Raw genomic sequence first — 15,091 nt, forward strand, 5'->3', positions numbered from 1 at the left:
TCAGTTGAGCGTCGCAGTTAAAGCGTCTATAGTTTTTAAAATTTGAACATTAGCAGGAAGTTCTTTTTGATCAACTTTCTGAACAATTCTTCCCATTAGATATAAGGGGATATTTTCTTCTTCAATCGTTTTGTTAAAATCTTCAGCAAACTGTTTTACGCTTGTATCACAAGGATTTACCGTAAGATAGGAAATGAAGTGTGGATTGTGCTGTGTGTTTACGATGTATTTCAGATTTTCAATGTGCATATTCTGTCCCAGATAAACACACTTATAACCTCTGGATTCAAGCTCATAATTGAGGAACATCAATCCCAAATCGTGAATTTCATTTTCAGGGAGAAACAAAATAAATATCTTGTCAGTCTCTTTTGAAGTTGTTTCTGAACAGGCATCAAGATTGATCAAAATCTTCTGTTTAATAAGATTTGAAATGAAATGCTCGTGTGCAGGATTAACAACTCCGGCCTGCCATAAAAGCCCGATTTTTTCTAAAAGCGGAATGAAAACCTCAAAAAATACGGACCTAAAATCAAGGGTTTTTCGCAATTGATTATAGGTCTGAGAAAACAAGCGCTGATCGAAATTCATCATCGCGATGTTAAACGAATTGATTGCGTGATGATTAGTTCCCAGATCTTTCTCTTCAACAATTTCTGCAACTAAAGAAGCGATTTCATCACTCGAGTTTTTTGCAATCTTCGAAATTTTAAAATTGTGATCCAGTAAGAAGGTCACGTTGAGCAATTTTTGAAGATCTTCGAGAGAATAGGTGCGAATGTTGGTAGGAGTTCGCTCCGGTTCTAAAAGGTTGTATCGACGTTCCCACATTCTAATCGTATGGGCTTTTATGCCACCAAAACTTTCTAGGTCTTTGATGCTAAACGTTGATTTTACCGTATTCATAATGTCTTTTGACTAAATCTTATAATATCAAAAGTACAGTTTTGTTTAATAGAATTTGTAAAAACTTCAACAAAACGAAAACTTTAGCATTGCTTTAAGAAAGTCAAAAAACAGCGAGGAAAGTTGAATATAAATGGAGACTAAATTTTAAATGTAATGCCGTCTTCTACATTACGATCGTATTTTTCTTTATCAAATTGATAGAGATACGAGCCTTTTCTGGAAGAAGACATGTCTTTCTCTTCAAGCTTAACGAGGACATCGAGACCATTAACTTTATTGATAAAGTTACGCTTATCTAGTTTTTCATTAAGAATGGACTCATAAAGTTTCTGTAGCTGGCGCATCGTAAATTTTTCTGGAAGTAATTCAAAACCGATAGGTTTTGAAATTGCACGTCTGCGTAATCTTAAGATCGCCTTGTTTACCATCGCATCATGGTCAAAGATGAGCGACGGAGCTTTGTCTATACTGAACCATTTTGCAGAATATTGTTCAATCAAATCTTTGTCGTGGTCTTCTATATTGATAAGCGCATAATAAGCAACAGAAAGTGTACGTTCAGCCGGATCACGATCTACCTTACTAAAGTTGTAAAGCTGCTCCATGTAGATTTTATCAATACCTGTAAGATGGTGCAAAATGCGGTTGGCAGCGTCGTCAAGTGTTTCTGTTCTTTTTAGAAATCCACCTATCAAAGACCATTTGCCTTTTTCGGGTTCAAAATCCCGCTTAACCAACAAGATTTTTAAGTCTTCCTGGTCAAATCCAAAAATGATACAATCTACGGCAAGAAGTACTTTGTCTTCAGAATTGTAATTATTAAGAACATCAGTCATTTTGGAACGCTATAGAATAAAAGTAAAGATATGATTTAAGGGTAAAAATAAAATAAATGTTAATAATACAATAATAAAAATCGATATCGAATTACCGAAAACAGAAAAAATATAAACAATGTTTAAAATTTCCTTAAAATAAATTTGTTTGATTGAGATATCTTTACTTACATTTGGAAATGTAAAATACACACTTATAATTAACTTTAAACTTTTATTAACATGAAGCAAAACAAACTTTATGATTGTCTTTGCGTTTTTAAATTTCTCTTTAAGAAAGGGATATTTCTTCTCGCAGTTGTTTTAGCACCTTTGGTGAGTGCTCAAGCACAAGAAAGCAAGACCATTACAGGTACTGTCCTGTCTTCAAATGGTAATATGCCTATTCCCGGAGTAAACGTTCTTGTAGAGGGGACTACTACCGGTGCTGTTACCGATTTTGACGGTAATTTTTCTATTCAAGCTAGCGCAAACGATGTATTAGTGTTTACCTACCTTGGATTTCAAGAACAACGCATTACTGTAGGGGATCAAACCTCGCTTACCGTTACCCTCGAAGAAGCTTTGTCAAATCTTGACGAAGTCGTTGTAGTTGGATATGGTACACAGCGAAAGTCAGATCTAACCGGTGCCGTGAGCGTTGTAGATACTGAGGAAATGACCAAGCAAGCCTCAAATGATGTGACTCAAATGATGCAAGGTCGTGTTGCTGGTGTAACTATTACCAGTGATGGTCAGCCAGGTGCAGCTCCTAGTGTTCGTATTAGAGGTGTGGCAACTTTTGGTATAGGCGCGAGTGCAGAGCCTTTATATGTTGTTGATGGCGTTCCTGTAGACGGGATTAGAGATGTTAACCCTAACGATATCGAGTCAATTCAGGTATTGAAAGATGCATCTGCAGGTGCTATTTATGGTAACAGAGCAGGTAATGGTGTTATCATTATTACCACTAAGGGTGGAAAAAAAGGACAAAAACTCACCTTTAATCTTTCATCTTACTATGGTGTTCAGAACATCACGCAGAAGCTTCCGCTTCTTGATAGAGAAGGATATCAGACTATCAATAGAGAGTTGATTAATAATGGTAATGCACAACTTCCTGCTGGTGCAGCATTAACACCAATTCCTTTAGGGAATGATCCTAACTCGCCAAGTTTTATAGATGATATTAATACAGATTGGCAAGATGAAGGTTATACTTCAGGTTTTATTCAGAATCATAACCTTAATGCTGCCGGTGGTACTGAGAACACAACCTATTTTGTCTCTCTCGATTACTTAGACAACCAAGGAACGTTAGTAGGACAAGGTCCAAATTATACACGCTACTCTTTTAGAGTAAATACTGAAGCTGAAGTTGGTAAATTTACTATTGGTGAGAATATGTTCTTTGTGCGTTCAGACGAAAATCCTTTATTCAACACTGCTTCTATCAATTTACCTGGAGGTAGACCAACATTAGTGAACGACTTATTACAAGCAGCGCCAACTATACCATTAAGAGATCCAAATCGTTTAGGAGGATTTGGAGGTGCAGATGCAACCGTACATCAGTCTATCACGCTTAACGTACCAGGTATAAATACATTAGTTGAGAATGAATCTAAGGTAAATAGATTAAATGCCAATTTGTATTTGCAATTTGAACCAATCGAAGGTTTAGCTCTAAAGTCTAGTGCATCTTATAACACAACTAATATTGAAGGGCAATTATTTGTTCCGGAATATGACTTGGGGTATTTTTTCCCAAATCCATTGGCGCAGTTACGTGTGGTTAATACTAACATAGATCGATTTTTGATCGAAAACACGATTAACTTCAACAAGGAATTTGACAAGCACAACCTATCTGTATTAGTAGGGCAAACGTATCAAAAAGATAATTTTAGAGCCATTACAACAGTAGGTGGAGGTTTGACAGCGCCTTATATCAAGAACTTGGAAAACGCTACAGACTTTAGTGTTTTTGACAATATTCAGGAGTCTGCTTTGTATTCTTATTTAGGAAGGGTGAATTACTCTTTTGATGACAAGTATTTCTTTACAGGTAACATACGATATGATGGTTCGTCAAGATTCAACCCTGATGTGCGTTATGAATTTTTCCCATCGGTTTCTGCTGCTTGGAAAATTCACAATGAATTTGAATTACCAGACTTTATTACAAGCCTTAAATTAAGAGGTGGTTGGGGTGAAGTAGGTAACCAAGAAATTGGAAACTACCTATTCCAAAGAACTGTTAACAGAGGTATTCCTTATCAATTTTCTGGAGGTCCAACGGTTATTGGTTCTGCTGTAACCCAACTTATTGATGAGGACATCAGATGGGAAACCAGAAGAACTAGCAGTATTGGTCTTGATGCTTCGTTGTTTAATGGAGGTCTAGATTTTACAGCAGAATACTACAGAAACACTTCAGAAGACGTTTTGGTAAATATTCCGGTTCCTTTTACAAATATTGTGGGTGCATTTAACTCTGAGATTTTGTCAAATGCAGGATCTATTAGAAACTCAGGTATAGAATTATCTGCGGTTTACAGACAGTTCATTGGTGATGATTTCTCATTTGAAATCGCTCCAAACTTCTATACCGTAAAGAATGAAATACTAGATATAGGTAACCAAGATTTTATTAGCGGTACAGGCTCGAGAAATATCGTTGGTCGTTCTTTAGGTGAACATTATGGTTGGGTGTATGACGGTATATTTCAAACAAATGATGAAATAGCAAATTCACCAACGCAACAGCCTGGTACACGTCCTGGAGATATCAAATTTAGAGATATAAGCGGACCTGACGGAACTCCTGATGGCGTAATTAATGATGCAGACCGTACCTTCTTAGGTCAGGGCTTGCCAACCTATTATTACGGGATCAATATTACGGCCAGATATAAAAACTTTGACTTTACCATTTTCGGACAAGGAAGTGGAGGTAACTTGATCAACAGTAACTTATATCGCGGTCTAATGCCTACTTCTGGATATACTAACTGGCACGAGGATATTTTAAATCGTTGGACGCCAGATAATACCAATACCACTGTGCCACGAGTAGTGTTTGGAGATCCTAACCAAAATGGCCGAAACTCTAACAGACCGGGATGGTTACAAGACGGAGATTACTTTAGAATCAATACGATTTCTTTAGGATACAGTCTTCCTAATGATTTTATCAGTAAAATTTCAATGTCTAGCGCAAGGTTTTATGTGACTTTGCAGAATGTTGCTGTTCTTTCAAAATACAAAGGATATAATCCAGATTTTCAAGCTGGTGTCTTAAATCCTGGTTTTGATTTTGGTACCTATCCAAGACCTATGACAACCATGTTAGGGGTTCAATTAAAATTTTAAAAGCTTAGAAAAATGAAAACAAATTTTATAAAATCATTGTTTCTTGTAGTTGGTATCACCGCATTTATTTCTTGTGATGATCAACTAGACATCGAGAACACAAACAGGCTTGCTGAGGAAGAATATTATCAGACCGAAGCAGAAGCCCAGGCTACAGTAGATGCTATTTATAATGGGCTTATCATTGACGGGAATTATCAGAGAATGATCCCGGCAATTAATGATGCCAGAGGAGATGAAACAAGATCAAGAAGTCCGTGGGCTTTTTTGATCGGGACTGCTAATTTTACAATTCCACCTACAGATGGAGCTGTAGAAATAGCGTATTTAGGTTTTTATACTATAATCAATAGAGCCAATCAGGCGCTTGCGGCTATAGACCGTATCGAAGATATTGATCCGGAGCTTAGAGAACGTCTTATAGGACAAGCTTATTTCTTAAGAGCTTTAACCTATTTTAATGCTACTAATATTTTTGATAATGTCCCTCTGGTATTAGAGGTACAATCTGGAGCTGAAAGTTTTTTCCCTTCAAATCAAGAAACAACCCAGGCAGATATATATGCACAGGTTGAGGCAGATTTAAATATGGCAATTGAGCGACTACCGGTAAATTACGATGATCCTTCTTGGCCAGATTTTGGTCAGGATGCGCGTGCTACTTTGGGAGCTGCCAATTCATTAATGGGTAAGCTTAAATTGTATCAAGGTGATTACGAAGGAGCGTTGCCGTATTTTGAAAGAGTTGTAAATTCAAATGTGTATGATCTAGCGCCTAATTATGGGGATTTATTTTCTCAAGATCCGGCTCTAGAAAATGCTAACCCGGGTAGAATATTTTGGGCAGAATTTACACAAAGTCAAAACGTTGACTTTAACTGGGGTGGAGACCCTACGGTCAACTGGAGACAGTTTTCTGCAATCGCACCTACGTATTCTGGAGCAGATTTTTATGACTTCTTTCCTACTCAATTCTTAGTGAATGAAATGAAACAAGAAAGAACCGTTGATGACGAAATAGATCCAAGATATCCTGCTACAATCTTATCTTATCTTCCAGAAGAAGGTTTGACTCAAGCTTATGGGAGAGAGTTCTTCTTAGATCAAAATGAAAATTACATTGCCAAGTATACGTTGGCTAATACAGGAGGAGATCCTTTTACCTGTGGTATAAATTATCATATCATACGTTTTGCAGATGTCTTGCTAATGTATGCTGAATGTTTAGCGAATACAGGCAATATTCCTCTTGCGGCGTCTCAAGTTCAGCGTGTAAGAGACCGCGTGAATCTTCCGGATCGTGAAGCAGAATTTGCAGGTTATAACCTTTCTCAATTTATGGAGCAGTTAGATCACGAGCGAATCACTGAATTATCGATTGAAGGTTTACGTTGGTATGATATAAAAAGATGGGGTTATTTAGATGATCCTGCAAAATTGAGTGAGCTTCAGGACAATGATTCTGATTTTGCTACCTATTCATCAAATAGAAAGTTTCAACCTATTCCTCAGAATGAGCTAGATAGAAACCCTAATTTGATAGGAAATTCAGCTAATCAATAAAATCCTTTCTGTTGAAAATCAATAATCTATTTGTTTTAGTATTTGCCCTTGTGGTAAGTTCTTGTGCAGATAATAAAAAATCTGAGACGCTCTTTGAGCGTCTCAGTGCTTCTTATACAGGTATTGATTTTGAGAATACAATAACCACAAACGACTCGATCAACATACTCAATTATGAGTATCTCTATAATGGAGGCGGAGTAGGAGTTGGTGATTTTAATAAGGATAACCTGCCTGATGTTTTCTTCAGTGGCAATCTTACTTCGGGTAAACTTTATCTCAATAAAGGAGCTTTAAAGTTTGAAGATATCACGTCTGCTTCTGGTATAAATACTTCCGGAAAGTGGACAACCGGGGTAAGTGTTATTGATGTGAATCAGGATGGTTATGATGATGTTTATTTAAGTGTGGGCGGAATGGGGAACAAAAGCGAGTTCCCCAATCTGCTTTACATTAATAACGGAGATTTAACTTTTACTGAAGCTGCAGCAGAATATGGCTTGGCAGATCAGGGAGAATCCATTCAAGCCGTATTCTTTGATTATGATCTGGACGGAGATCTGGATATGTATTTATTAACCGGTGGTGGATTTGAAAATTCAGCGATTAGCGTTAGAGCTATGCAGACCAATGGAACTGCAAGAAACACAGATCGTTTATATCGCAATGATTACAATGAGAAACTGGGACATCCGGTTTTTACAAATGTTTCGGCAGAAGCCGGAATCACTTTTGAAGGTTTTGGATTAGGCGTTTCGGTATTAGATGCCAATAACGACAACTGGCCAGACCTTTATATTTCTAATGATTACTTATCAAGAGATTTACTCTATGTAAATCAACAAAATGGAACATTTAACGAAGAGGGCTTGACATATTTTGGGCATATGAGTCACTTTTCTATGGGGAATGATGTAGCAGATATTGATAACGACGGTTTTACAGATGTAATTACCGTAGATATGTTGCCCGAAGATTTAAAACGAAGAAAATTAATGTCTGGAGCAAATTCTTACGACATATTTCAGATTGCCTTGCGCTATGGCTACGGGCATCAGTATATGCGTAATATGCTTCAGCATAATAACGGTGACGGGACCTATAGCGAGATAGGTCAGTTTGCCGGTATAGATAAAACAGATTGGAGTTGGGCTCCACTGCTTGCAGATTTTGACAACGATGGGTTTAATGATCTTTACATAACAAACGGTTTTGGCAAAGACATTACCGATATGGATTTTGTGAAATTCAGAGAAAGCAAAAGTTCGTCTTTTGGTAGTGGTGGTGAATTGCAAAAAGCAGTTAAAGATTGTCTAACCACACGCCCGGCAATTAAAGTAGCCAACTATGCATTTAAAAATGTAGATGGGCAGTCATTTACTAAAAATATTGAAGCCTGGGGTTTTGAAGAAGCTTCTATTTCAAGTGGTGCGGTGTATGCCGATTTTGATAATGATGGGGATCTTGACCTTATGGCAAGCAATATTAACGCTCCGGCTTTTGTTTATAAAAATACCCTCAATGATAGTTTAGGACTGCAGACTAACTATTTAAAAGTGGATCTACAAGGTTCAAAAAATAATTTAAAAGGAATTGGCGCAACTGTACGTGTTTATTCAGGCAGTACTGAAAGGATAAGAGTCAATAATCCGGTGCGCGGTTTTCAAAGTACGGTGAGTACTACCTTACACTTCGGATTGAAAGATCATAGAACTATAGACAGTTTGATCGTGCAATGGCCAGATGGTAAAAAGTCTATTGAACGCAATATTAAAGTCAATGGGCTCTTGACAGTATCTTATGATGAGGCAAATTATATTCCTCAAGATACAACTGATCAAGCTAGTTTTTTAACGCGTGTTGAAGCCATTGATTATGAGCATAAAGACCGTTTCAATAACGATTATGCTACACAACCTTTGCTTATGCATAAATACTCAGAGCAAGGTCCAAGTCTGGCAGTAGGAGATTTAAACGGAGATGGTCTCGAAGATGTATTCATCGGCGGAAGCTACGGTGAAAATTCTACTATTTTATATCAACAAAAGGATTACACTTTTAAAAAGCAAGAACTCCCGGAAACAGAACTTTTTGAAGATGGGGAGGCTGTTATTTTTGATGCAAACAATGACGGTAAATTAGATCTTTATGTCACCAGCGGTGGATCTGAGCGCTATGCCGGTCACAAGGCTTATCAAGATCGCTTGTATTTCAATACCGCTTCAGGTTTTGTAGCGCAGCCACTGCCGGAGATGCTTACGAGCACATATGCTGTAGCAGCTGCAGATTTTGATAACGATGGGTTTGTAGATCTTTTTGTGGGAGGACGCGTCGTTCCCGGGAAATTTCCGACGACACCAGAGAGTTATATTCTGAAAAATAAGGGTGGAAATTTTGTAGATGTGACGGCTGAGGTTTGTCCGTTGCTTCAAAATGCGGGAATGGTAACTGACGCTGCTTTTAGTGATTACAACAAGGACGGAAATATCGATCTCATTCTTGCAGGCGAATTTATGCCAATAACTGTACTGGAGAATACAGGCAGCACCTTTGAAAATAGAACAGAAACACTCGGACTCAGTGAAACAACAGGTTTATGGAACAGTATCGCAGTAGCCGACTTTGATAATGATGGAGACACAGATTTTGTTGCAGGAAATATAGGGCTGAATACCGTGCTAAATTCTGGTCAAAATAAAGCATTAAAGGTTGATTATGCCGATTTTGATAACAATGGCTATGTAGATCCTATCTTCTCGAAGTATGAGGAAGGTGCTTATTTTCCAATAGCTACGTTAGACCAACTTACCCAACAGTTGCCGCAATTGAAAAAGAACTTCCTGTATTATCACAAATTTGCACAAGCAACCACAAGTGAGTTGCTTCAGCTCTTAAAAACTCCTTTCAAGACCTTAGAAGCAAAAGAATTACGTAGTATTTTTATAGAACAAAAGGATACGGGTTTTGAAGTTTTACCACTACCAAATGCCGTGCAGCTAGCACCTGTTAATAGTATTCTAGTCGAAGACTTAAACCAAGATGGATTTCCAGATCTTTTACTCGTGGGTAATGATTACAGTGCCGAGGTCAATGGAGGACGCTATGATGCTTCATTCGGTACGACTTTGATAAATACCAAAGATGGAAATTTTACAGAAGTATCTCGTGAAAAATCTGGTTTTACAGTGGCAGGAGATTCAAAAAGTATAGTGAAAGTTTCAACAAAGGACAGCAACTTGATACTTGTTGGCCGCAACGGTGAAACCTTAGCGACCTTTAAATTTAAAAATACAAACACACACAATTTAAACACCAAATAATTTAATTATGATGAACAAACTACAAGTTATTGGTGCATTTGTAATTGCATTTTGCAGCGTTTCGTTGCTTAATGCTCAGGATGCGACCATCACCGTAAAACCTTCAGAAGATGCACCTACGATTAGTAAACATATTTATGGGCATTTTGCAGAACACTTAGGACGTTCTATTTATGATGGCTTTTTTGTTGGGAAAGATAGTCCTATTCCAAATACAGACGGCGTACGTAATGATTTGATTGAAGCTTTAAAAGAGATCAAAATTCCTAACCTGCGTTGGCCTGGTGGTTGTTTTGCAGATACGTATCATTGGAAAGATGGTATTGGGCCGCAAGAAGATCGCCCTACAATCGTAAATACGTGGTGGGGTGGCGTGACCGAAGACAACAGTTTTGGTACCCACGACTTCTTGAACCTTTGTGAAGTACTGGAAACTGAGCCGTACTTGGCAGGAAATGTAGGTAGTGGTACTGTTAAAGAATTGGCAGATTGGGTTCAATATGTAAATCACGACGGTACAAGCCCGATGGCCGACTTGCGTAAACAAAATGGCCGCGAGAAATCCTGGGGCGTTACCTATTGGGGTGTAGGAAATGAAATGTGGGGCTGTGGCGGAAATATGGAGCCGGAGTTCTACGCAAACTTATACCGCCAGTATGCAACATTTATGGGCAGCTGGAATAATGAAGCCGGTTTATACCGAATCGCATCTGGAGCGAATAGCGCAGATTACAACTGGACCGAGGTGTTGATGAAAAACATCCCTAAAAGCTTGTTAGATGGTGTTGCATTACATCACTATTCTGTAATTGATTGGAATAAGAAAGGACCGGATGTTGATTTTACCGAAGATCATTATTTCACCACAATGAAGTCGAGCCTGTTTATGGATCAATTGATCACCAAGCACGTGGCGATTATGGATAAATATGACAAGAAGAAAGAAGTAGATCTTGTTGTTGACGAGTGGGGTGGATGGTACGAAGTGCAAGAAGGTACAAATCCCGGATTTTTGTATCAACAAAATACGATGCGTGATGCGATGATCGCTGGTACAACTTTGAACATTTTTAATAATCACAGTGATCGTGTTAAAATGGCAAACCTTGCGCAAACGGTAAATGTACTTCAGGCAGTTGCTTTGACTAAAGGTGAGCAAATGATCTTAACGCCAACGTATCATATCTTAAAAATGTACACAGTACATCACGATGCACAGCTTATTCCGCTAGATTTAGATACGCCAGATTATGAGTATAATGGCGATACGCTTCCTGCAATTTCAGCTTCGGCTTCAAAAGATGCTGAAGGCAAAACGCACATTTCGCTGGTAAACATAGATGCACATAAAGAAAACACCGTGAGCATCGATCTTAGCGCATTGAATATCAAAGATTTTTCTGCTGAAATTTTAGCTTCAGATAAACTACAGGACCACAATTCTTTTGAAGACCCTGAGCATATCATGCCTGAAGGATTTAAGGATTTTAAATTTAAAAAAGGTGTGCTAGAAGTTACGTTACCGGCATTTTCGGTAGTGGTTTTAGAAGGAAAATAAACCTATTGCTATGAAAAAGAATAAAGAAATTACAAGTATACTGTATAAGGGGCTTTTTGTCTTTTGGTGTGCATTGGCAATTTCTTGCTCATCAGATTCACCGGTTGAAGAAACGGGTGAAGAGCCTGAAAAACCAACGTCTCCTGAAGAACCTGAAGAGCCCGAGGAGCCTGTAGCGGCAAAAGTCTATACGGTAGACAATATTACAGATACGTATTATGATGTTGCCGGCGTTGAGAACATTGCAAACTGGGGTCCCTATAACGTGCACGATCCTTCGGTGATCAAAGTGGGTAATACGTATTATTGTTATAATACAGACGTGTCTTTTGGTTCAGAAGTGCGTCCCGGAATCCAGATTCGTAAATCAGAAGATTTGATCAACTGGGAATGGATCGGTTGGGCTTTTAGCGGGTTACCGGCAAAAGGGGCTGCCTACATCAGAAGCAAAGGCGGGACACCTTTTCAAGCGCTTTGGGCGCCGTATGTGATGAAAGTTGGTGAGGAGTATCGTTTATATTATTCGTTATCCTCATCTACCGGAAGATTGAGTACGATGGGACTTGCTACTTCAGACAATCCTGAAGGACCTTGGGTAGAAAAAGATTTAGTGGTTTCTTCAGAACCTGGAGGTGCCGTGCAAACCAATGCGATAGATCCTTCTGTTGTGGTGACGCCAGAAGGCGAACATTGGTTCTACTACGGTTCTGCTTACGATGGAATCTACAAATTGAAATTAAATCCAGAAACCGGTCTGGCTGCAAATCCCGGAGATAAAGGCAGTAGAGTCGCACAACGCGGTTTTACTAACGGTATCGTAAACGGAAATATCGAAGGGCCCGAGGTGATCTATAATGAAGATCAGAACAAGTATTATATGTTTATTGCCTACGACTGGTTGCAAACCAAGTACAACGTGCGCGTAGGCCGAAGCGATTCTCCAGACGGGCCATTTTACGATTATAATGGTTTAGATATTAACACTGAAGAAGATAACGGTCCCATGATTCTGGCGCCTTATCGTTTTGATGAGCACTCAGGTTGGCAAGGAGTTTCGCATCCCGGCGTTTTTAAAGATGATAGTGGTCAATATTATATGGCGCATCAAGGAAGACCAGGTGAAAATAGTTTCTTTATGGTATTGCACGTGCGTAAAATCCATTGGACCGAAGATGGTTGGCCTCTTGTTTCACCAGAGCGTTTTGCCAATGTAGCACAGACAGCGATAAACAAAGAGGATCTAGTCGGAAACTATGAGCAGATCATTTTTGGTTACACTGTTACGCCGGGATATGCTGATGAACAGCGCTATCCTGATTTTCAAAACTCGATAGATCTCACGTTAAATGCTGACGGAAGTATCAATTCTAACGCCAATGATGTGTGGAGTTATGATGCACCTTGGTTAACTTTAAATTTTGGTGACGGAACCTTTGTAGATAAACTCTATGTTGAACGTGGCCGTGATTGGGAAAATGAAGTAGAATCTACCATTTTACTTTCAGGATTAAATAATGAAGGAACTGCCATTTGGGGCAAAAAAATAAACTAAAATGAAAGGATATTTTTATTCACTTTGTGCAGCAGCTGCACTTTTCACAAGCTGTAAAACCACAGCACAAACAGAAGAAGTAAGTGTAGAACGTGGTCAGGCACTTTTTGAAGAGCTTGAAGCTTCTTATAACAATCCGATTATAAAAGACAAATACACTGCAGATCCTGCTGCTTTGGTTCACGATGGTCGTGTGTATATTTATGCCGGTCACGATCAGGCGCCAGACGATCAGGAACGTTACATTATGAATGAGTGGTTGCTGTTTTCTTCAGATGATATGGTCAACTGGAAAGAACATCCCGTGCCGCTAAAACCTACCGATTTTGACTGGGCAATTCATTCAGCTTGGGCTGCGGAAGTGGTGGAGAAGGATGGTAAGTTTTACTGGTTTGTAACGGTTCAACATAATGAGTCAAAACACGGTAAAGCAATTGGTGTAGCCGTGGCAGACAGTCCGGAGGGACCTTGGAAAGACGCTATAGGCAAAGCTTTGATCACTAACGATATGACCACACAAACAAAAATTAGTTGGGATGATATTGATCCAACAGTTTTTATTGATGATGATGGCACTCCGTATTTATATTGGGGAAATCAAGTGTGTAAATACGTAAAGTTAAAAGACAATATGATCGAGATGGACGGTCCTATCCAGACAGTTGACCTTCCTAAATTTACTGAAGCACCATACATTCATAAACGTGGCGACTGGTATTATCTTTCTTATGCTTATGATTTTCCTGAGAAAACCGCCTATGCAATGTCAAAATCAATTACCGGTCCGTGGGAATATAAAGGGATTTTAAATGAAGTTGCGGGTAACAGCAACACCAACCATCAGTCAATTATTGAATTTGAAGACAAATGGTATTTCGTTTATCATAACGGAAGCATTCCAACACACGGTAGCAGTTTTCACCGTTCGGTTTGTGTAGATCGTTTATACTACAATGAAGACGGGACGATCAAACGCATCGTGATGACTTCAGAAGGAATTCAACCAGAAAACTAAATTATGAAAACGCTTTTCACCCTTTTTAGTCTTTTAGTATTCAGCAGCCTTTTTGCACAAGACATCCGCGTTCACGATCCGGTTGCGATCAAGCAGGGCGATATGTATTATCTCTTTTGTACCGGAAGAGGAATTTCAGTATTCAGTTCGCCCGATTTAAAAAACTGGGAAAAAGAACCTCAGGTTTTTACTGAAGAACCGGTTTGGGCAGATGATGTTGCGGCAGATTTCAATAATCATATTTGGGCTCCGGATATCACGTTTCATAACGGCAAATACTATCTGTATTATTCGGTTTCTGCTTTTGCGAAGAATACTTCGGCTATCGGTTTGACCATCAATACGACCCTTGATGCAGACGATCCTAATTACAAATGGGAAGATCAGGGTATCGTGATCCAGTCGGTTCCTAATCGCGATTTATGGAATGCCATTGACCCTAATTTGATTTTTGATAAGGATGACACCCCATATCTGGCATTTGGTTCTTTTTGGGAAGGACTAAAGATGGTAAAGCTTTCAGAAGATTTGAAAGCTATCGCCCAGCCGCAAGAGTGGCATACGATCGCGCGTCGGGAACGTTCCTTCGATCTAGCGGATGCCAATCCCGGAGATGCAGCGCTAGAAGCGCCATTCATCTTCAAAAAAGGAGATTGGTATTATGAATTTTTGTCCTGGGATTTATGCTGTCGCGGTGAAAACAGCACCTATAAAGTAGTGGTTGGACGATCTAAAAGTGTGACTGGTCCTTATGTAGATAAAGACGGGGAAGCTCTAAATAATGGCGGAGGAACCTTGATCATTGAAGGAAATGATAATTGGTATGGTGCGGGTCACAACAGTACTTACACGTTCGACGGAAAGGATTACATCATTTTTCACGCGTATGATGCAAATGATAATGGCGCACCAAAATTGAAAATTGCCGAACTTCAGTGGGATGCTGAAGGCTGGCCAACTTTAAAAGATAATGTTCTTGATTAA

The 15,091-nt window shown here is 39.0% G+C and carries 9 protein-coding genes; 7 read left to right on the forward strand and 2 right to left on the reverse strand.

Features of this window, described 5'->3' with window-relative positions; translation table 11 throughout:
* Together WA338_RS07105 and WA338_RS07110 are read right to left on the reverse strand one after the other, a co-directional pair.
* Complete coding sequence (locus tag WA338_RS07105) at positions 1–906, reverse strand: MerR family transcriptional regulator (RefSeq protein WP_009780693.1); 906 nt, start codon at positions 904–906, stop codon at positions 1–3.
* A gap of 140 nt (positions 907–1,046) precedes the next feature.
* Positions 1,047–1,745 (reverse strand): NUDIX hydrolase, encoded by a 699-nt coding sequence (locus tag WA338_RS07110; protein WP_009780692.1) that lies wholly within the window; start codon positions 1,743–1,745, stop codon positions 1,047–1,049.
* Between the two features lie 222 nt (positions 1,746–1,967).
* On the opposite strand from WA338_RS07110, the gene WA338_RS07115 reads away from it, so the two are divergent.
* From WA338_RS07115 to WA338_RS07145, 7 genes are read left to right on the forward strand one after another with little or no spacing between them, the layout of a single operon-like run.
* Entirely contained in the window at positions 1,968–5,099 is a 3,132-nt protein-coding gene (locus WA338_RS07115) for a SusC/RagA family TonB-linked outer membrane protein (RefSeq protein WP_009780690.1), read from the forward strand.
* Positions 5,100–5,111: 12 nt separating this feature from the next.
* A complete protein-coding gene (locus WA338_RS07120; protein WP_272985883.1) occupies positions 5,112–6,662 on the forward strand; it encodes a RagB/SusD family nutrient uptake outer membrane protein in 1,551 nt (516 codons plus the stop codon).
* 11 nt (positions 6,663–6,673) lie between these two features.
* Positions 6,674–9,982: a VCBS repeat-containing protein gene (locus WA338_RS07125; RefSeq protein WP_272985882.1), complete on the forward strand. Its 3,309-nt coding sequence runs from the start codon at positions 6,674–6,676 to the stop codon at positions 9,980–9,982.
* A 7-nt stretch (positions 9,983–9,989) separates the two neighbouring features.
* Positions 9,990–11,540 (forward strand): alpha-N-arabinofuranosidase, encoded by a 1,551-nt coding sequence (locus WA338_RS07130; protein ID WP_272985881.1) that lies wholly within the window; start codon positions 9,990–9,992, stop codon positions 11,538–11,540.
* A gap of 10 nt (positions 11,541–11,550) precedes the next feature.
* Positions 11,551–13,092 (forward strand): arabinan endo-1,5-alpha-L-arabinosidase, encoded by a 1,542-nt coding sequence (locus WA338_RS07135; RefSeq protein ID WP_009780686.1) that lies wholly within the window; start codon positions 11,551–11,553, stop codon positions 13,090–13,092.
* A 1-nt stretch (position 13,093) separates the two neighbouring features.
* Complete coding sequence (locus WA338_RS07140) at positions 13,094–14,107, forward strand: glycoside hydrolase family 43 protein (protein ID WP_272985880.1); 1,014 nt, start codon at positions 13,094–13,096, stop codon at positions 14,105–14,107.
* Positions 14,108–14,110: 3 nt separating this feature from the next.
* Positions 14,111–15,091, forward strand: coding sequence for an arabinan endo-1,5-alpha-L-arabinosidase (locus WA338_RS07145; RefSeq protein ID WP_272985879.1), 981 nt, complete (start codon positions 14,111–14,113; stop codon positions 15,089–15,091).

Origin of the sequence: Leeuwenhoekiella sp. CH_XMU1409-2 (genome assembly GCF_037029365.1) — a bacterium.
Classification (GTDB): domain Bacteria; phylum Bacteroidota; class Bacteroidia; order Flavobacteriales; family Flavobacteriaceae; genus Leeuwenhoekiella; species Leeuwenhoekiella blandensis.

Bases quoted from the DNA above. Each gene is read 5' to 3' on its own strand.
- WA338_RS07105 (WP_009780693.1), bottom strand. From the start codon at position 906: ATGAATACGGTAAAATCAACGTTTAGCATCAAAGACCTAGAAAGTTTT.
- WA338_RS07110 (WP_009780692.1), bottom strand. From the start codon at position 1,745: ATGACTGATGTTCTTAATAATTACAATTCTGAAGACAAAGTACTTCTT.
- WA338_RS07115 (WP_009780690.1), top strand. From the start codon at position 1,968: ATGAAGCAAAACAAACTTTATGATTGTCTTTGCGTTTTTAAATTTCTC.
- WA338_RS07120 (WP_272985883.1), top strand. From the start codon at position 5,112: ATGAAAACAAATTTTATAAAATCATTGTTTCTTGTAGTTGGTATCACC.
- WA338_RS07130 (WP_272985881.1), top strand. From the start codon at position 9,990: ATGATGAACAAACTACAAGTTATTGGTGCATTTGTAATTGCATTTTGC.
- WA338_RS07135 (WP_009780686.1), top strand. From the start codon at position 11,551: ATGAAAAAGAATAAAGAAATTACAAGTATACTGTATAAGGGGCTTTTT.
- WA338_RS07140 (WP_272985880.1), top strand. From the start codon at position 13,094: ATGAAAGGATATTTTTATTCACTTTGTGCAGCAGCTGCACTTTTCACA.
- WA338_RS07145 (WP_272985879.1), top strand. From the start codon at position 14,111: ATGAAAACGCTTTTCACCCTTTTTAGTCTTTTAGTATTCAGCAGCCTT.